Here is a 19,344-nt window from a genome sequence, read left to right on the forward strand (position 1 = left end):
TGACAAGCGCGCGCTCAGTGTGACAAGCGCGCGTCACGACAATAGTTCACTCAGGATGACAAAAAATCACTCAATAGACAACGGTGAAATAAAAATGCGTTCGAAAAACAAAAAAGGTTCATTGGTGCGTCGGATGGTTGCTTTTACCTCCACTCCAACCCGTTTACGCACATAGTTATTGGTCTTTGTAAGCACCTCGAATTCCTCTACTTCGATCCGGATTTTGGCATTGGTAAGTCGGGGCTCATACTTGCTGATGGCTTCTTCCAGCGATTCACGGATCAGGTCTTTCCATTTGATTTGCGATAAAACCGCAAAGTCATGCTCCCAAAGCGCGCAGCCGTAGTTGCTATCAAACCGGGCTTCGTCAAAATGGGTGACCATTAATAGGTACAAATGCTGATGGATCGCCTCTTTATCAGGACTTTTTGGGTGGATCTGACCAGCCACGATCCGGTCAAGAGCCAGGGGCAATGCGTAGTTTTGATCCTCCATACCGGCGATTAATAAATTCTGGTTGCATTAATGAACATGTATCTTATTTTTGTCTGCTATAAAATCGTCTTGCCACTAAATGATTCGACTGCCTAATCTAATAGCTTTTACTAAACGTCTTCTGGCATTATATGCAGTCATCTCTATTGCATTGCTTGTGGTCATTGGTTCACTCGGTTTTTGGATAAGTGACTACCGCGACGCCTATCCAATGGCCATGGCAAGTTTTCTGATCCTGGGCATTTTGCACGTTTACCTGTTATCTGAATGGTTTAATCCGCTCTTCGAAACTGGCTCTCTCAAAGCTGTGGGATTTACATTGTTAATTTCTTTGATAACCGCACTTTTGGTTATATACCTTTATCATAAACTGATTCACGAGCTGACCCAGGGCATCGGAATGGCTACTGCGCTAATTGGCTTCCTTTTCCCCATTTTTGTTGCCAAAGTATATCAGGGCTATCTCTCAATTCCGCATAGGGAATACAAAAAATGGTACTATCCTGTCGGCCAGCCGTTGCCTGATATGGATCTGCTGGATCTTTCCAGGGTTTTGGTCATTCAGTTTGAATTTACCAAAAAATTCAATGAAAGCGCCTTTACCAACTTCCGCGCCAAAGCACCCAATGCCATGTTATTTGGCGAGCTTTTCTTTATTTTTTTGAATGATTATAATGATCGGAATCCATCCAGCCCCATTGAATATCTCACACCGGAAAATGTACCTTATGGCTGGCTGTTTTATAAAAAAGCACCCTGGTACAGACGCCGCCGCTACATGGACCCCGATCTTACGTTTCAGGCAAACAACATTGTCGACAACGAAACCATCGTTGCGGTAAGAGGCTAAAACCCTACCATTGGCTCGGGTTCCACGATCATCTTCACACATTCATCCGAGTTCCTAAAAAAATAGTCGATTGGATTAAATCTGCCATTATCCTGACGGACAAAACTTTGGGTAAGATAATAATCCTGGCGGATGAGGTCGTGCACCGCTTTTGCGTGATGCTTTTCATTGTGAAAAAATCCCCTGCTGGTCGAAAAAATCTCAGGTAATGCGGTACTATCGATATGGTCCTTTCTGAGCGGGCTCCTTTTCTTAGCCGATGAATAAATGTTTACATACAGAATTGCTGCAAATTCTTCAAAATCTGTGTAATGGAAAGAAGGAACGTAAACAGATGCATTGACCTGGATACCAAGCCTGAGTTTTCGATAGGCATGCACAAGTTCGTGCATCAGAAACTCATCCGCCCTGAACCCTGGACCACTGCATGAATTAGTACCAAAAATGGTCGGGTTATAGACAATCTCGACCTGATTATTGCTTTTCCAGAATGGCTTTTTGGCAAACGCATTGCACATTTTACTGTGATTTGGCGTAATGACGATCTCTTTTCCATTCAACTCCCTGATCACCTGTATCAATCCGTAGCCGGTCCAGCTGTTCTTCATGATTTCCAGAAGTGCGTCCAGCGTACCCTGCTCATAAGCCAGATAATCCTGGCTAAACATCGGCCGGTTACCCTCGGCAACGATGATATTAGAGGCATATTGAAAACGAACGCTCATGTCCGAATATGTTTAATGGCGTTTATTCAAACAAAAACCAATCTCTCGCGATAGCCCAGTTCATTGGGGCAATGATATGTCGCTTCATCGTTGTTCCACATCACAGGCAGAATGAATGTATTCGGCAATCCTCCATTCCAGGCAAAATTGAATTCTCTGGCCCAGGCATTGGCCGGATCGGGCGCGCTCTGAAACGCCTCATTATCCACCCGGGTATGCCCGTCAATATCCTGTACATCAATGATCAGGGGACTGGTAAAACCACTCGTCGATGGTTGTTTAAAAAACTTCCTTCTCGTCTTGGCGGTAGTAGCCGAGCCAGCTTGCAATGTTGCCATCGTCTGCCTTAGCCGCGTTGACGGAAGATGCGGCCTGATCCGGAGAAAAAACATGCGACAATTGGGTGCCGTCACCATTTGCGCCCCAAAAGCTGCCTTATAATCCCGCAACATCTGCTGGTTGGCGCCAATGTTACAGCCCCTGACGAACACAATTAATTTCTTTTTCTGAACTCCGACCAGCTTCTCAGCAAGCCGGATGGCTACCTCCGGCCTGACACCCATTTTCGATGCCACATCCACCACGGCAAAGGTATCGCTGGGTAAATGTGAATTATTGGCCAGGTGAGGGATCGAATTCTTTGCAAGCCGGGCCAGATCAGTGATTACCCCGCCCGTTGCCGTGAAGTTGCTGCCCCTGGCAAAAGGCGTGAGTAATCCATTCACATCGGATCCGTGACATACTATCAATTGTATCATTTCCGTCCGACTGATCATATTATCCAGCAACTCTTCCAGATTATTAAAATTGATGGTCAACCCGGTCGATATTCGCCCGGGGCCCATTACATCAAACCCGCACCTCTGATAATATTCCGCTGCTAATTGCATATTCGCTGCGACATGCACCACTGCATCTGCCATAACATTATTTAATTGTAATAAGAGGGTTAACTTTTCAAAGCGTCTTCCAATAACGTGTTCAGTGACAACACCTCCCAGAAAAAAATTCCTCCTGCACCATCCGACGCATCCCACGCACTCCATCCGCCAAATATCTGTTCCTGATGAAATTCCTTACCGTCCCAAAGATCCATATGCGACACGCCGAAAGCGATGATGCCTTTTCGGCCCATGATGTTTTTCTTGTAAGGTCTTTGGTAATTTTCCGCCTGGAAATATTTTTTATTCAAATAAACCTTCATATCAAGCACACTATAAATGTAATTGTTACCCTTGTTGTCGGGTAACGCTCTAACTCTGTTCGATTTAGCAGGGTCTTTATCCGGAGTTAGCCAGGGATCAAAATAGTCATAGTTCTCAATGGGCATTTGCGACTTATTCATTGCAATGCTCATTTGGATACAGCAGGTATTCCATTTATTTGCCTTCGCCTCATCCCTTATCTGCCCATCTTCCAGCACACTCCGAATATGTTTGAATGTGGGATGATTTGCTTGCAACGCCGAGTAATCACTGAAAAGGACCATATAAAAAATGTTGACAGATAAGAGTCAAATTCGAAACAAAAAAGAGGCCGTCGTGGCCCGGCCTTCGTGGCCCGGCCGTCATCCAATAGCCGACTGCCGGGCCGCGAAGGCTGAAGACCACCTACCAGCGATTTACATGTGGGGTACCAAACAATTTCACTTCCCTTGCTGACAAAGTAAGGCTTGTTGTCATGGGCATCGAACCTGTTTCAATGAAGCTTTCGCTGTACTGGACGCAGTATACATCCGTCAGTTCCAGTTCTTTTTGAGTTTGTTCTTCATCCACATTTTTGAATGTAATTTTTGCAGAGGATTTTTTTCCGTCCGGATCCACCATCCATTCCCAAAGCCCCTGGCTGTCGGAGGCACTCGATGAATCAACCTGGATAAATACGGTTCCTCCATACACTTTGGAAGAAACACGGCCTTTATCATCTATGGATTGTGACAAAGAATAGTTGCATGAGATTACGGCAATTCCGTCGCCTGAGGGACCACCGTCCCAGGTAAAGTACGCGTCAAAACTTGAAGCTGGCATAGTTGTAACTGTTTAAAAGTGAAAGAATTGATTATGGATATATTTAGTTTAACATGATTAATGCTCCTTTAATAGTGGTAGGCCCGCTGGCTTCCACATCCACCAGGGCGCCTTTTAATTTCGCACTGACACTTCCTTCCGCATTAAGTTCGGTACCCGCCTTAATGTCCGTCGAAGTGCCGCTTTCCATTTTAATGTCCTGATCAGCTTTGATGGAAATGCTTCCTGCCTGGACACTGAAACTCGAATCGGCCGTCATGGTAATGTTATTGGATGCTTCCACATTGACGTCTTTCGCCTTGAGATTGATAAGGCCGTTTTCAACTTCCATTTCTATGAGCCCATCGTCTTTGAAGCTGAATTTTAAATTAGTATCCGTCTTATTGCGGTTGCTGATCTGAATTTGCGCGTCGCCATCTTTATCGATAAAAACGAGCATGTTTCCTGAACGGGTCGCAATGACCTTGACATCATTGTCGTCATTGGTATAGCTGATATCCTCTTCCGGTTTGGGATATAAGCTGGTCATCACAAATGGATTCTCCGCCAGGTTACCTTCATAACCAATCATTACCATAGCGCCAATTTCCGGGACAAAATTGGCTCCCCTGCCTTGCGAATTGTGGAATGTCCCCACCCGCATCCAAACCGACTCCTGATCCTGCTGCCGCGACTGGCTCCAGAAGAACTTGACGCGTACCCTTCCCAGATTCTCACCATCGTCATTAGCGATGATTTCTGCCTGTTCCGTTTCTCCCAGCGGGTTTTTCACATAAGGATTATTGGGCGGATGCTGCGCCGATTCGGGAACTGCATTGAATGTGTTCTGATAACTTCCGGCCGTATTGATCTCGTGGCGGATATGCACGACCCTGTATTTTCCAAAGTTTTCTTCATATTGCTCACCACGCTCGTTCAGTCGCTGGCCCTTCACGGTAAGTACCGTTCCGACGCTCATCGTCGGTGTTTCTCCGCTTCCCCGGAAATCAACCATAGAAGTAACCCTCGCCGAGCGTTCCATTTTAGTCAGTTCATCAATTTCACTTTGCCCGCCGATGATCTCCGGCGACGGCAGCAATGAAGGTTGGGCAAAAAGACTGTCCGATTGTTCCAAAGCGAACTCGCTCAATGAAGTAAGTCCATCTACATTCTGCTGGCCGGATTCGCCCAGATATGCTTCCGGAACTGTGTAATTATATCCTTCAAAACTGAATTGGGATGGATGGAGCCGCAATGCGACGTCAAAGTTCTGCAACCCGTCAACCAGGAAATCCACTTCCTGCGTATCATTACCATGTCCCAAAACCAACTCCCGCCCATTGTAATAGAACCACTCGCAACACCGATCAGCTACCCGGCTGAGAAATTTGTAATTACTTTCATTGTATTGGGTAAATGGCACTGCACGCCCTCCATTCTCAGGATTTAGCTGTTTTCTCAAAAGATTTTGCGGATAAGGTTGTAAAACCGCATTAAAGATTTCCTGGACGGTTCCCCTCAGAAACGAACGTCGCTGTACCGAATCTTCCAGCACAATCGTCGGACTGTATCCTTTCAGCACAAATGCGCTGCTCATATCGCTCAGGCTCCGGAGCCTTATTTCGGTTACGATCCCCTGAAAAGTGAAGTCAAATGATTCCTCTCCCAGCCTCGGACTGAATGAGAAAGTAATTTTCTTACCCATCACAGCCCTGTGAGAGCGATTGAAAAAATGTTCTCCCGCATCTTCTAGCTGTTCAAATGGCACCAGCAATTCAAACCAATGATGTGCAAACAAATCCTGCTCAATCACCAGCCCGAGGTGACGGGTTATCTCTGTTCCGCCTTCGATTTCAATGGAAGTATTTACCTGTCGTGCCATCTAGCTGTTCATTTCAACCTGTCCGATTTTCACTTTTTTCGGAAGTAATATCAGTTCGTAAACCAATGCTGCAAAGCTCTCCCTCAGGAAATAATCCCTTCCGCGGTGCTGTGGCAGATAACCCTTTCCATCCGGAACATGCGCCAATGTGCGGCCCCGGATCGTGGACTCCTTTGCCATAAATGATTCCCGGAAACCTACACAATAGGCATCTTCAAATTCCATTTTCCGTAGCACCTGCGAGTCGCCGTCGTACTTGAATTCGATCTGCCCGCTCAGCTGACGGTCATTTTTAAAGGCCCAATCGTAAAGCAATGTGAAGTCATCGTTTTGCTTTGGCGCAATCGTCATCCGGATCAACCTTGCCTTCGGCGCGTCCGTCGGGCTGCCGCGTTCATCGGCATTGCGGTTACACCCGTATGATATTTTTTTGACAAGAAAATCCTTTCCGTCCAGCGTAAAATGTGCTTCTACACCGATCGTCGCGTCCTGTTCGGCCATTTTTAAAAATTTTCCAGTTTCGCTTCGTTAATCTCCACGCTCGAAGCAGTGATCGTGAGGCAGGTAATGAAATTCTGCAACCGATTTTTCAAAGCTTTATCCAAATCGTCAGTACCGTCGTCAAACATTTCCACAAACTCGGTGCATACCGAATCCTTGAAACTCAGTGTCTTGAACGAGCCCGTTTCACCGAACTGCTCCACGGTTAGATCATATTTCTGTGAAGGCTTATTGGCCCACTCGATCAGAAAATCGTCAAGCACCATTTCAAGCTCCATATACAAATGCGCCCACTGGATCGGCGACGTGATAGACATCGCCTCGTCCACCGTTTGATGTAACTCAAACCGCATAAACATGACGCTGTACTCATGCTCGCCGTCGATTTTTAGCGTTGTGCTGAATGCCACTTTTAATGTGAAATGAGTGAATGACTGAATGACTGAATGAGTGAATGAAGAGTTAAAAAAATATTCACTCATTCACTCATTCGCTCATTCAAAATTTCCTTATTGCTGCGCATATTCCGCTGCCCATTCCGCCGCATCCAGATCATCTCCTTTTTGGCCAGTTAATGCGATCATGAAATTTTTGGCAGGGAAATAAGGGACCATATGGATGTCCAGGTAGACCTTATCCTTTTGGTTTTTATCCTGTTCAAAACGCATTACGCTGAATTTCTCAATCAGCTTACCTGGGCCGGTAACGCTATCCAAAAACTTGATAATCTGCTTTTTAAGATCGTTTTTGGTATTGTAATCGAAGTTTTCAAAAGCCCTGCGGTTCAGAAAATCGATGAGTACTTTGGTGATGTAGTCGAACACCCGTACGACCGAATAAGTCTGCAAACCAACGTTATCGCCATTGAACAATGTTTTGGCAGAGAAGGCCATTACTTTGCTGTATTCATTCACCATGGGTATCAATCCCATTTTTTCAAGATCGGCGATCTCGGATTTTTTCAATGGAAAACGAACGCCGTCCACTTCGCTGAGTGTTCCGTGCTTTTTACCAGCAGCCACCTGCGACATGAGGGTTTTATACAGGTTTCCGGCCAATGCAGTGGATGGCGGAATGTATAAGTCATCTTCCTCGCCGAGATCCGCATGTTTTGCACGGCCCACCAGCCAGTTGCAGGTCATCATTACATTGGACAAATGTGCCGCCCCGCCGGTAAGGTTAGCGGATTCAAAAAGCTCCATAACATCCTCTGGTGCATCCAAATGCATAAAATCTGTCACCAGCATGGTTTTGTTTTTATAAGCCATTTTGGCCCACTTGTCCACCACTTTTCCTGAACCCATATATCCAGGTACGTTCAGAATAGAATAGTTTTCACGGAGATCGAGACGATCGAATTTCGCGGCAAGCTCTTCTCCTACTGCATCGATAAAAGTGGTTACGTCCAGATCCTGCAATTGATCGGGCGCCGCATTCAGGAATGTAACATTCTTCACTTTTTCCTGATCGGTGTTCTTGAAAAACATCGCTACCGAACGGTACGACTGTTCCAGCGGACGTACCTGCTCCACCGCTTTTCCCAGATTTTCTTTCAATGATTCGAAGGCCGTATCTGCCTGTTTCTGACCAGCTTCGATCATATCAGGCACGGAATCCCCACTGCTCAGCAGCTCCGACCAGAGTTCCAGCCGCTTCTTAAGTTGCTGGCGTTCTTTCTTTTTATCCGCTTCTGTCAGGAATATCTTTTTACGTGCTTTCTTTTCAGGATTAATGTTGGCTGCGCCTTCGATGATGGTTTCTACCAGATCGTAGCCTCCATATTTGGCAAGAAGAGGCAGGCCGGCTTCGAGAGGTACTGCTGTGCGTTCCTTCAGCGCACTTGAAGAGGATTCTGGGGACGATTCGTTTAGATTTGATGCCATGTCAATGTTGAATGATTGAATGAAATAATGAGTGAATGACCGAATGAGTGAATGAGTGAATGTTAAAATGAGTGAATGGTTATTGCGTGGCGGAATGGTGGAATGTCTAGTTTTACTTTATTCAGTCATTCAATCATTCACTCATTCACTCATTGTTTTCAGCCCGCTTCTTCCAACTCGTTGATGAGCGTCTGAAAAACTCCCAATAATGCTGCTTTCGCTTCCGGCTTTTCCAGGGCGGCTTTGAGGATTTTATTTACCTTCAAATGTCTCACAACCTGCTGGTAAGCTTCATTTCTTGCATCCAAGTCCTGTAAAAAGGCACTTTGTGCGATGATGCCTTTTTTACCAAAATCGCCCAAATTCTTAAACCGGAGATTTTCGTTGATCAGGCTTCCGTCGGATGTGATAAATTCCACTTCCGCTTCCGGCTGGTAATGCGCAAAAACCTCTTCTGTTGTTTTCAGATCGTAGACCATTTGTGGCCTGGGTGACGGGTCGCCGGTTAATTGGCTGGCAAAAAGCGTTCTGTTTTGTGGGATATCCGCAATGCCCTCACTGGACTGGTCGATTTTGCGTTCATTTCCACCTATTCCGTAGTTGAACATAATTGTATATGGTTAAGAGTAATTTTATTAATACGTTTGATAATCAGCCGATTAAAACCGTCGGGCAACCTAATACGATCGTTCCGCCATGCGCCGTGGAATCGCCCATTCTCGCCGCGGGCTTTCCACCAATCAACACAGTCGTCGAGCCCATTGCAATCACATCCGGCGGTCCCACACATACACACATATCACCCATACATGCGGCGGGCACGCCTCCGACAAGTACCGTAGGCACACCCGGCGGCAGAACAGGCCCGCCCACATGCGGAACAGGCGGCGTTCCGGGCGTAACCATCGGGCAAACATGCATATCTCCGATTCGTGCTGCTGGTTGGGACATTAGTGTTGAGCTTTTAGCTGTTAGCCTTTAGCTAATAGCTTTTTTGACAATTGGCCTTTTTAAGTATTCTTTGTTCCTGCAGAGGCTTGCAGTCACTTTGGCTAACAGCTAATAGCTAACAGCTCATAGCTTTTTCCTACCTCCCCTTCGCCGTCTTAAAATCAAATATCGAACTCACTGACAGACCGATTCCGACTGCGGCGGCGCCGATGGATATGAACGCACCTGGTTTCGCGTAACTCGTGAATCCTTCCGATTCTGCGATCTTGTTTTTATAATCCTTGTAATCTTTGTTGAGCATACTGTAAGTCACTGCCCCAAATGCAAGGGCTGCTACGCCTGCTCCCAGTTTAATAGCGCCCCATTTCCTGGCTTGCTGGATCTCTGCCTGGCTCAGCTGACTAATTTGTTGTGAAACTTGCTCGGTTTGCCTGGTTTGTTCCGGTGTTGCTACCGGCTTTTTATCCGTAGGCTGCGCTACAATGGGTTCCTTTTTACGCTGTAATGAATCGTAAGTAGCTGATGGTTTGGGCGTAATCGGTACTGCTTTTGCGTTTTCGGTGGAATTGAATGCAATACGCGTAAGGGATACGATCCAGTCATTTCCCGATTTGTCTGCCCGCAGCTCAGCTACCCGGGATATGGGCTGGAAAGGCGTGTTATCGCGGTTGCTTTTTCCTTTGAAATGCTGGGTGTAAAAGACTTTTACAAATGGGTACTTATCCACTTTTACGTCGCCTACTACCAGGTTTGTAAATTCGATGGTATTGGTTTCGGTTTTGGTATAAAACAGGTCGAAATTGCTGAGGTACTTTTCAATGGGCGTGTCCAATCCTGGCGCGCTAACCCTGTTTTTGGGATCGGTATCGTCCTCTACAATCACCCCGTCATTGACGAAGATTTGATCATTACTTGGCATATAGCTGTTCATCATCAGGTAGCGACGCTCGTAATTGCTAAGGTCTTCATTGGCGATCGCATTCAAAAGGTCATTCAAACCCTTTATCTTCTCTCTCGCAAGAACCCGTATCTCATCTGCATCCTTCCGACTAAGGGGTTGTGCAAAGCTCTGGCCCACCGAAAGTATGCCCAATACCAGCAATACCTGCCATCTCACATTTGTAAAATTCCTCATGATTTCAATTACTTTTTTCCTGTAAATCAATTATTTGAACCTCTACACGCCTGTTTTTTCGCCGATTTTCTTCCGTATCATTTGGGACGACGGGATGCTTGCTACCAACACCCGACGCCGTAATTGCACTTTCCGGAACACCTTTATTCATTAAGTATTTCGTGATCACCCTTACCCGATATTCAGACAATGTCACATTCAAACCGGGGTTCCCGACATTATCCGTATGACCAGTGATCCGCAATGCTTTATCCCGGTTTTCGAGGATATAGCTCGCCACCGAATCCAGATAAGTCCGTGATTGCACCGGTAATTTGTAATCGCTTCTTGGAAAATAGAGCGTCTTGCCGGAAGCTACGATCCCCTTCCTATTAATTGGTTTTTCAGCAATAGCAACAGGCGTTTCTCTTTCCGGAATCCGCAGCGATTTCAATGTTAAACCTTCTTTCAGCGACGCCACGGCGGTACTGAATTCTTTCTGATTTGCCCCACCAACTCCCAGATTGTACGACTTTCCTGGTGCGACTTCGGCAAAATAATGTCCGTCATTGACCCGGTGCAATGGTACTGCCGAATTGTTTTCTTCCAATAACTGGAATTGAACTCCCGAACTGGCATTGATAATATTGACCGACAGCATTGAATGCTGTTTATTGAGTTTGATAATGTAGGTCCTGGGCTCCTGATCCGTTTTGTCCAATATGAGGTTCCCGTTATATGCTTGATAACCAGCGGATTTCACCTCCATGGCCACAATATCCTTCTCTGTAAAAATGATCTCCGCAGAGGGTTTTGAAACAAGCAGGTTAATGCAATCCTTTTTCTGTTTTTGGGTATAATAAAGACATATTTCAGCAGGTAAGGCCTGGTTGGACATAGCATCTTTCACCTCAAACCGTCTGATAATCGACGTCTGCGCTTTGGTCGTATCCTTCAATTCAAAATGGGTCTGCTCGGATTGCGCATACGGTTCATCGCTGGTTTGCTTGCCCAATGGCATCAATGCAAATGTCACGAAATAGGTACCTTCCAGTTTGGAATCGGCATTCAAAGGAATGTGCAGCGACTGGTGCTTGGAGGCTTCAATAGTAATTACAGATACATTGCAAGGCATTTCTACATTAAAAACACCTGATGAATCTGTTTTTCCCAGCCGTACTTTTCCCTGGTCTGTTTTCACCGAGATACTGGCAACGACAGGAACAGTACCGGTAATTTCCGTCACATTTCCAGCAAGGAAGCCGCATTGCGCATGCAGCGAAGTCCAGGCGACTGCAAACAATTTAGCCAAGAAAAACCGACTGTATCTCATTGTCCCTCGCTGGTTTCAACACCTATATTTCCCAGTAATACCTCCCAGTTCACCGTATCTTTTCCATCAATGGTTTTCTGATACGATTCCAGTTTCACGCGGATGTTTTTCTTGGTGATATCCCCGTAAGCAACCTTCCCATTGGCCGCAAATCCTTCGAAGACCTGCTGCGCCGCGATAATGCCGTAATAATTCCCATCCGCCTCCTGTTTTAGCTCACTCACATACTTGACCTCATTCCACGTAATGTTGATCTTGCTGTAAGGCAACAGTTTCAGCCTGTTCAGATATTCTTTAACGGGATACTTCTTTACGCCCTTAGAAGAACTGACTGCAACCGTGGCCTGTGGTTCAAAAAGGCTCAAAGCCTGCTGCACAGCCTTATTTTTCTCTTCCGACTTCATACTTTTATTGCCTATAATCCGCAGGTAAGAGGTAAATTCATCCACTCTTCTGATCCCTTTGGCGCTGTAATCCTTCACTTCCGTAGCTGTCAAAAATGGCTTTGCCGGCTCTTTGGGTGGCTCAGGTTTTTCTTGTTGTTTCGCGACAGGTTGTTGTGTTTTTGGTTTTTCCTGCTCCTTTCGAACAATCTCACGCTCTTTCTTTTCAATTTCTTTGTGGGCCAACGCCAGCAAAGGGGCTACATCCACCACATCGCGCAGGATTTCGTGACGTCCGTCCTTATAAATCACAGCTGCAACTTCCTCTTTGCTAATGGATGCAGCATTACCTTCGCTTGTCAGATAGTTGATCACCTCATCGCTTTCGTAGGATATAGAACCCGCCATGACCGTCAGCGGAACGCTCTTGATAATGATATCCTGGCTTACATTTCTCGGGGGAGATTTGTAAAAAGCTTCGATCTGGTTTTGGGCTTTGGACGCATTTTCACTGAGCTCGGAAATGACCATAAACTGGCCGCTGGCTGCAAAAACCACTAAAAATCGCTTTCTATGATATATTCTGGGGATGCCGTCAGCGGCGATCCATTCCAGTTTACTATCCATGGCACGGCTCAGTTTGGCTTGAACAGGATTTCCATTATCCAGCCAAATCCGGTCCTGCGCCACAGAGGCAAGCGTGAGAAAAACACATATAAGGGTAACGAAGTACTTCATAATTCCGGGTTATTTATCATAAGCGATTAGGCTCACAGTCAAGTCCTTACCAACCAGCGATTCTATTTTCCATTTGCCATACCTGCCTTCTTTCGTTTTGAAGGCAATTACCGTGTTGGCAGTACTTGTATTCATTAATATGGATATTGCCTCGGTCTTATAGTCCCTGATATTCAGCAGGTTCAGGTAGGTTAATGCATTAAAATCAACTACACCCAGATTTTTGAGAACCGTTCCGCCAACAGATGAGACGGACAGCACCGTTCCTCTTCCCGAAATGGTAAAAGTTTCCATGGTCACGTCCGTTTGCGCATCTCCCGATGCCACTACTTTCGCCTCATCCAGATCGTAAGGCGATGCGCCGGTAATAGCCACTTTAACTGATACCTTACTGGTAAAAATACCAGGCTGATCGGTGGTTTTCACGCTCACAATTTCGCTCAAAGCAATTCCTCCGCCTTCGTTCCTCGCATAAGCAGCGACATAATATTGGGTATTGGCCAGCAATCCACTGATTGTCTCATTTTGGATCGTCAACGGTAATGTGCCCGAAATTCCCAGCACTTTCACCGGACCTACTTCCACAGTCAGATTCTGATTTGTACCGTAAACCAGGCCATATTCTCTGATTAGCCCGCTCTTCTTCTCCTGTCTGGTATTCTTAAAATCGGGTTTATTGATAGTTCCGCTTACCGTAATTTCAGTCCGTTTTACCGACACAACTTCCAATTGGGAAACGGCAGGGGCAAGCGGATCCACAGCAGAGAATATGCTGCAAGAAACCAGAAGTCCTGAGAGCAAAATTGAGGCGGAAAAGGTCAAAAACTTTTTCATAGTATCAGGGTTTTCCCCTAAGTGTAATGCCCTACGGATATCCGTATACGCAGGCCGTTTTAGTCATTATTATAAGTCACAATGGACACTTCCATGTTTCCAGAATACACATCGGTTTCGGTTCGCTCGGATCCTTTTGAATTGATACGCATTTTGCCATAATGGCCAATGTTGGTCACATAGGCTACCACCGTGCCGTTTGAAAGCCGGTTACTTTTAGAAGTGTAGCTGCCATCAACAAAATCAACTGAATATTTTAAAGACAACAAGTCAGAATATTTCAATGCTTTGAAATCAGTACCTGTATCCATGACAAAGAACTTCGCCCCATTTTTAGGGTAAATTCCGGCAGGTTGTCCATAAGGATACCAATACAGATCTTCGGTACCATTTCGCGATTGGATATCGCCGGTTTCCAGGTCATACGTGTTTGAGAAGTTCATCACGAATGTAGTGTCTTTCAAAACCGCTGGCTGGCCAGCCGTAAATGAAACAACATTGCCATAAGCGATACCCGCATTGGTTGTTGTATAAGCACGGGCATAATATAATGTTCCGCCAGACAGCCTTTCCAGCGTGGCCGTGTAGGTTCCTGTTTTCACGGAGCCAGTCACTTGTACTTTTGAATCGGTCACAACAGGAGTTTGATTGGTAGAAGAATAGCAGACGCCGTAGTTGGTGATGGTTGCATTGCTATTTCCCATCGTTACGGTATAGTTAACGACTGCCGAATTCTGCTTTATGCCCGATACGCTGGTGGTTTTTATGGTTGGCAAGATGAAATTACCCGTTGTAAAACTGGCTACCGGTCCATAAATAATCCCTCCGCCTTCGTTTTTGGCATAAACTCTGATGAAATATTTTTCCTGAGAAGAAAGCCGGGTGATCTGATCTTCCCAGTTGTAGGGCGATGCCATAATGTTCTGTCCCCCTTGCTCTACGTAACCATTTTCAATTGTAGGATTATCCAGTATCCCGTACACAAAGCCAAAATCCTGGATTTTACCGCTTTTCTTTTCCTGCCGACTATTTTCCGCATCCGGGTCGGAAACCTGTGCACTTACCCTCACGCTGGTAGAGGTAACCTGCAGTATGGTAACTTCGGATACTTGAGGTGCCAGCGGATCAACCGGCCTGAACAAATTACAGGCATTTAATAAAATGGCCAGGAACAGGAATAAATATTTGTTACGACTTTTCATTTTTCTCTTAATTATTTTCCCAAAACACATTCCGAACAGTATCCTATGAAGTTGCAGCTGCTGGCCGCCAATCGTTATCCCAATATTCTATCAATTGCGGGCTGGCGACCCGACCGGTAAAGGTTACATGGTGCTCTCTGGGATTGCCTTCCGGAAGTAAATGGTGCCGATACCGCAAGCTATTGATCCAGGGTCGTGCGTGACTGGCTGTAAGTAATCCGCCCATACCCATTTGATTTTCCCGTTCATTAAGCGTTACACCGTAGGCCCTGTCGTTGTTACCCGATCCGTTCACATGCCCGAGGCCCAGCGTATGGCCAAACTCGTGATTAATGGTCGTTTGAAGAAAATCAATGTTATGTTGCTCTGATCCAACTCTGGTAAGTCTGCCATTCCAATGGGATTCAAGATCTGCATGTGTGAAAAGACCGGACCTGAGTGTATCCGAAGCATACGACCGGAAACCTGGATTACGGGGATGGATAATCCTGTAAGTTTGATGAGCCTGGGCCGCGGTTTCAACTAATTGAATGGAAAGACCGCATTGAATGAGCGCTGATGTAAGCGCCGCACCCAATCTCGGACGGTACCAAGCCCTGTTTGGATCCAAAATAAATTTATCCGACCAATGTCGTTGTACCACTTGCACAAACCTTCTTTTGTAAGCCTCCCACTCCTCGTCTGTCCATGCATCAAGCTGGAATCGACCATAGGTGTCATGCAAAATTCCATTCCCGGTTGCGTACGTCTCACTGCTAAAAAACCGGGTGGTTGGTTCAACCCGTATGAGCCTGACCCTGAATTGAAGGATCATGCCGAAAGTATTGTCATCAAGTGGCAGGAGGGCAGAATCCCAGTTTCTATTGCTCCTGAATATCTGAATTTGCATGGTATTGACAATTTATAAACTGCTTTTCGATTCACTTTACGAAGAAATCCCTTCCAGCACGTCTTTTTCGGTTGTCCATACAACCTCACTCTGATCATTCAGGCTTAACCTGATTACGGAACCTTTTTCAACTTCTCCTGAGATGATCATCCGGCTGATGGGCCGTCTTAACATGTTTCGAATCACTCCTTTTAATGGTCTCACGCCATATCTGGGCGTAAAACCCTGCATGGCAATGTGTTTTCTTGCCTCCGGAGTAAGTTCTAATGTAATTCCCTGTTTTTCCATTAAATCCGTCAGGCTGCGCAAATGGATGCTGAATATCTTGACTACATTATCTTCTGAAATCGGTGCAAATGGGACAATTTCAGTAAGCCTTGCCAAAAACTCGGGACGGAAATGCTTGGCCATAATCTCCATTAAGTCAGTGGATTTGGGCACAATACCTTCGTTGAAACCCTTCACGATATGTTCCTGGCCAATGTTGGAGGTGAACAATATCACGGCATTCGAAAAGTCGCCTTCCTTACCAAGCCTGTCGTGCAATTTGCCTTCATCCAGTATTTGCAGAAAAAGGTCAAAAACAGATGGATGTGCTTTTTCTATTTCATCAAAAAGAACGACAGAATACGGTTTCTGGCGGATTTTGTTCACCAGTAACCCTCCTTCTTCATAACCCACATACCCCGGAGGCGCGCCGTAAAGCAAGGCCGCCGAATGTTCTTCTTTAAATTCCGACATATCAAAACGGATCAGGAACGATTCGTCATTGAAGAGGAAATCTGCCAATGCTTTCGCAATTTCTGTTTTACCAGTACCAGTAGGTCCGAGTAAAAAGAAGGATCCAATGGGTTGTCCGGCTTTGATCAGACCCGAGCGCGATTCCAGAATGGCTTCGCTCAATGCTTTTACCGCCTGGTCCTGACCAACAACCCGTTTTTTCAAAACTTCATCAATTCCCAGCAACTTATCCCGTTCCGAGCTTTGCAGTTTTCCAAGCGGGATACCTGTTTTATGAGAGATTACCGCCGCGATTTCGTTTTTACCCACGCTATCGGATCGTAAAGTGGCCAATTCTACCAAAGCAGCCAACTTACTGCTCAATTGGCCGTGAATTCCTTCCGCCGTTTCCAGGTCTACCTCTTCCGCTTGATCCAATTTCCCAATGAGCAGCGGGCTAAGCCGATTGGGTAACTGGCGGGCAAACCATTTCAATTCATGAACCCTTTCTGCTTCATCCACAGCTAATAATGCATCCAGATCCGTTTGCAGCGTAACCAATTCTGTTTCCGAAACTTCATCCATTAACCGCATGGCCGCCATGGTCCTATCCAGCAAATCCAATGCTACATCGGGCAGGCGTCGCTCTTTCACATATCTTTTTGATAATTTGACGGCTTCTGCCGCAGTACCTGCTGAGACTTTCAAACCATGATGCGCTTCGTAAACAGGCAAAATGTGTTCGATCATCCGGGTAGCGGTCGCCTCATCGGGTTCGTCTACATTCAGTATCTCGAACCGGCGCGAAAACGCCTCGTCTTTTTCAATGTATTTTCGGTATTCTTCCGGCGTGGTCGCTCCAATTACGGTGATCTCGCCGCGCGCCAGTTCCGGTTTTAATAATTGCGAGACGCCCGTTCCAATCGAGCCTTTCGGATCCAGGAGCATATGGATTTCGTCAATGAATAAAATCACTTTGTCAAAAGCTTTTATTTCATTCAATATGCCTTTCAAACGCTCTTCAATCTCTCCTTTGTAAGAAGCTCCTGCTACTAATGCACCCATATCCACTTCCAGCAATCTTGCATTTTGAAGCAACTGAGGTACTTTCTTTTCGGATATCAGTTTGGCAAAACCTTCCACCAATGCAGATTTCCCCACACCCGGCTCACCAATCAGGATCACATTGGGCTTGCTGCGCCTTCCCAGGATCTCGGCCATCTGACGTATCTCACGATCCCTGCCAATGACCGAATCCGTTTTGCCGTCCGCCGCTCTTTGTGTTTTATCCGAAGTGAATTTTTCAAGATTCGTTGTTCCCGTTTTAGCGCCACCAGCCGGTTTTGAAACTGCCTTATTTTCCTCAGCAACATTGTTTTCCGATGGCTTAGCTTCGCCCCGGCTGCTAATTGCCATTACTTCCTTCTGGGTAATGGGAAGCGATTTCAGCTGTTCCGCTGAAAAACCGACACCTGGTTTGAGGATTGCCGCCAATGCACAAAGCGGATTGGTATCCGTATTCAGCTGCATTGCAATCAGTTCGGCCAGTTCAAGGCAGGAACCAGCGGCATTGTCTGCCTGCGGATCCTCCGGTACTTTGATGGATTTCGGGCTTTCTTCCAGCCTTACTTCCGCCCAGTCGCGCAAATAGGGAATATCCTTCCCAGCCGTCACTAGTTCGGAGGCAAGGCCCACGTCGTTGTGCAGCAAGCCCATCAGTAAATGTGCGGGGCCAAAACGTTCCTGCCGGTATTCACGCGCCAATGATTGCGCCACGCTGATCGCGTATCTGAGTGCTTCGGTTTGCATGGATTGATTGGAAGAAAGTTGGACTAGCCCTACGGCTGATTTTTTTGTAAACTAATTAACCTTTCCGTCGCTTTTGCTTTCATTTCCTTGTTAGCCGTGGAAAGTTGCAGCCCGTCGTAGATTTGCTTCGCCTGGTCATAATATACCCGCCGGTCGTTCTTTCGGAGATTTCCCTGGGTCATCAACTGGTAATATCCCTCTGCTTCTGAGTACCTTAGCCATTCGCGGTAGGTAACAGCCGTTCCGTTTTTAGCGGATAAACATTCTTCGAGTTGCTTTTGGATAGCCGCAGCATCGCCGCCACCACCACCACCACCTGATTTCGCCGATCTACAATTATCGAGGTCTTTCTGGATCAGGTTTAATTTGGTTTGCAATTCTTTCGCATCTGCGCCACCGCCGCCGCCGCCTCCACCGCCACCACTGGCAGCACCGACGAGCAGCTGACGCTCCATACTTTTTATTTCCAGGTCTTTCATATTGATCTGATTTCGAAGATCATTCACAACCTGGACGTCAATTCCTTTGCTATCTAATGTCCTGCGCAATTCTCCAATGGTCTGGCGGTATGTTACCAATGCTTCGGTCAATTTGGCGATGCCACCAGATAGTTTCTTATTCTGTTCGTGCGCCGCAGACGTTGCCAATGCATTGAAATGGCTCATAATCCCATTGATCCGGCTTTCAATGTCAACAAGCTGGGTACGCGCGGTTGCTTTGGCCATTTCGTCCGTCGCGCTGCTGTATGCCCCATCCAGCTGGATCAGTTTCCGGGAAATCGTGCTCAATGTGTCCGTATCCGTCAGCATTGGGGTTTGCTCATCCACAATTTCCTTGTACCGTTTTGTCTCCGACTCGCCTACTGAGCCAGGCACCCGCATGAGCAGGTAGACGCCCAGGATTGGAAAGGTCAACGAGAGCATATACATGCCAATAAACTTCCCAATTGCCGTTTTTCTCTGATTTTTATTGACTGGATCCATTTTTTTCGGGGTAACCCGTCGGCTGATGCCGGCGGTCATTGATTGA

Annotated in this window: 20 protein-coding genes; 1 reads left to right on the plus strand and 19 read right to left on the minus strand. The window is 46.3% G+C overall.

All coding sequences use genetic code 11. The annotated features are described in order from the left end of the window. Positions 1 to 66: 66 nt before the first annotated feature. Positions 67 to 495: a GPW/gp25 family protein gene (locus tag FHS68_RS01505; RefSeq protein ID WP_167266567.1), complete on the minus strand. Its 429-nt coding sequence runs from the start codon at positions 493 to 495 to the stop codon at positions 67 to 69. Positions 496 to 574: 79 nt separating this feature from the next. Between FHS68_RS01505 and FHS68_RS01510 the strand changes: the two genes are divergently transcribed. After that, positions 575 to 1,345, plus strand: a complete 771-nt coding sequence (locus FHS68_RS01510) for a TssN family type VI secretion system protein (RefSeq protein ID WP_167266569.1) — start codon at positions 575 to 577, stop codon at positions 1,343 to 1,345. On the opposite strand, the gene FHS68_RS01515 is transcribed toward FHS68_RS01510, so the two are convergent. The 18 genes from FHS68_RS01515 to FHS68_RS01600 all read right to left on the minus strand — a co-directional run bounded on the left by FHS68_RS01515 (position 1,342) and on the right by FHS68_RS01600 (position 19,298). Continuing rightward, positions 1,342 to 2,070 (minus strand): hypothetical protein, encoded by a 729-nt coding sequence (locus FHS68_RS01515; RefSeq protein ID WP_167266572.1) that lies wholly within the window; start codon positions 2,068 to 2,070, stop codon positions 1,342 to 1,344. The genes FHS68_RS01510 and FHS68_RS01515 overlap by 4 nt on opposite strands. A 26-nt stretch (positions 2,071 to 2,096) precedes the next feature. After that, complete coding sequence (locus tag FHS68_RS01520) at positions 2,097 to 2,993, minus strand: hypothetical protein (RefSeq protein WP_167266575.1); 897 nt, start codon at positions 2,991 to 2,993, stop codon at positions 2,097 to 2,099. Between the two features lie 26 nt (positions 2,994 to 3,019). Next, on the minus strand, positions 3,020 to 3,559 hold the full coding sequence (locus FHS68_RS01525) for a T6SS effector amidase Tae4 family protein (protein WP_167266577.1): 540 nt from the start codon (positions 3,557 to 3,559) through the stop codon (positions 3,020 to 3,022). Positions 3,560 to 3,680: 121 nt separating this feature from the next. Next, a complete protein-coding gene (gene tssD, locus FHS68_RS01530; protein ID WP_167266580.1) occupies positions 3,681 to 4,097 on the minus strand; it encodes a type VI secretion system tube protein TssD in 417 nt (138 codons plus the stop codon). Positions 4,098 to 4,140: 43 nt separating this feature from the next. Next, a complete protein-coding gene (locus FHS68_RS01535) occupies positions 4,141 to 5,958 on the minus strand; it encodes a type VI secretion system Vgr family protein (protein ID WP_167266583.1) in 1,818 nt (605 codons plus the stop codon). Next, positions 5,959 to 6,459 carry a type VI secretion system tube protein TssD gene (tssD, locus tag FHS68_RS01540; RefSeq protein ID WP_167266585.1) on the minus strand — a complete coding sequence of 167 codons (501 nt, stop codon included), beginning with the start codon at positions 6,457 to 6,459 and terminating at the stop codon, positions 5,959 to 5,961. It abuts the gene before it with no gap. A gap of 2 nt (positions 6,460 to 6,461) precedes the next feature. Beyond that, on the minus strand, positions 6,462 to 6,941 hold the full coding sequence (gene tssD, locus FHS68_RS01545; RefSeq protein ID WP_208408125.1) for a type VI secretion system tube protein TssD: 480 nt from the start codon (positions 6,939 to 6,941) through the stop codon (positions 6,462 to 6,464). Positions 6,942 to 6,968: 27 nt separating this feature from the next. Continuing rightward, on the minus strand, positions 6,969 to 8,342 hold the full coding sequence (locus FHS68_RS01550; protein ID WP_167266588.1) for a DUF5458 family protein: 1,374 nt from the start codon (positions 8,340 to 8,342) through the stop codon (positions 6,969 to 6,971). Between the two features lie 158 nt (positions 8,343 to 8,500). Then, positions 8,501 to 8,950 (minus strand): hypothetical protein, encoded by a 450-nt coding sequence (locus FHS68_RS01555; protein ID WP_167266591.1) that lies wholly within the window; start codon positions 8,948 to 8,950, stop codon positions 8,501 to 8,503. Positions 8,951 to 8,993: 43 nt separating this feature from the next. After that, positions 8,994 to 9,293, minus strand: coding sequence for a PAAR domain-containing contractile injection system baseplate protein (locus tag FHS68_RS01560; protein ID WP_167266593.1), 300 nt, complete (start codon positions 9,291 to 9,293; stop codon positions 8,994 to 8,996). Between the two features lie 136 nt (positions 9,294 to 9,429). Further along, complete coding sequence (locus tag FHS68_RS01565; RefSeq protein WP_167266596.1) at positions 9,430 to 10,428, minus strand: hypothetical protein; 999 nt, start codon at positions 10,426 to 10,428, stop codon at positions 9,430 to 9,432. Positions 10,429 to 10,432: 4 nt separating this feature from the next. After that, on the minus strand, positions 10,433 to 11,740 hold the full coding sequence (locus FHS68_RS26320; protein ID WP_229211737.1) for an OmpA family protein: 1,308 nt from the start codon (positions 11,738 to 11,740) through the stop codon (positions 10,433 to 10,435). Next, complete coding sequence (locus tag FHS68_RS01575; protein ID WP_208408126.1) at positions 11,737 to 12,861, minus strand: hypothetical protein; 1,125 nt, start codon at positions 12,859 to 12,861, stop codon at positions 11,737 to 11,739. The genes FHS68_RS26320 and FHS68_RS01575 overlap by 4 nt, the downstream gene beginning before the upstream one ends. A gap of 9 nt (positions 12,862 to 12,870) precedes the next feature. Continuing rightward, the gene (locus FHS68_RS01580; RefSeq protein WP_167266599.1) at positions 12,871 to 13,695 is read right to left on the minus strand and encodes a fibronectin type III domain-containing protein; all 825 of its coding nucleotides are present in this window, start codon (positions 13,693 to 13,695) and stop codon (positions 12,871 to 12,873) included. A 59-nt stretch (positions 13,696 to 13,754) separates the two neighbouring features. Next, positions 13,755 to 14,897: a hypothetical protein gene (locus FHS68_RS01585; RefSeq protein WP_167266601.1), complete on the minus strand. Its 1,143-nt coding sequence runs from the start codon at positions 14,895 to 14,897 to the stop codon at positions 13,755 to 13,757. A 43-nt stretch (positions 14,898 to 14,940) separates the two neighbouring features. Next, on the minus strand, positions 14,941 to 15,786 hold the full coding sequence (locus tag FHS68_RS01590) for a zinc metalloprotease (RefSeq protein ID WP_167266604.1): 846 nt from the start codon (positions 15,784 to 15,786) through the stop codon (positions 14,941 to 14,943). A gap of 36 nt (positions 15,787 to 15,822) precedes the next feature. After that, positions 15,823 to 18,315, minus strand: coding sequence for an ATP-dependent Clp protease ATP-binding subunit (locus FHS68_RS01595; protein ID WP_167266606.1), 2,493 nt, complete (start codon positions 18,313 to 18,315; stop codon positions 15,823 to 15,825). A 29-nt stretch (positions 18,316 to 18,344) separates the two neighbouring features. After that, positions 18,345 to 19,298, minus strand: coding sequence for a hypothetical protein (locus tag FHS68_RS01600; RefSeq protein ID WP_167266609.1), 954 nt, complete (start codon positions 19,296 to 19,298; stop codon positions 18,345 to 18,347). Between the last annotated feature and the right edge of the window lie 46 nt (positions 19,299 to 19,344).

It is taken from the genome of Dyadobacter arcticus (assembly GCF_011762185.1).
GTDB lineage: Bacteria > Bacteroidota > Bacteroidia > Cytophagales > Spirosomataceae > Dyadobacter > Dyadobacter arcticus.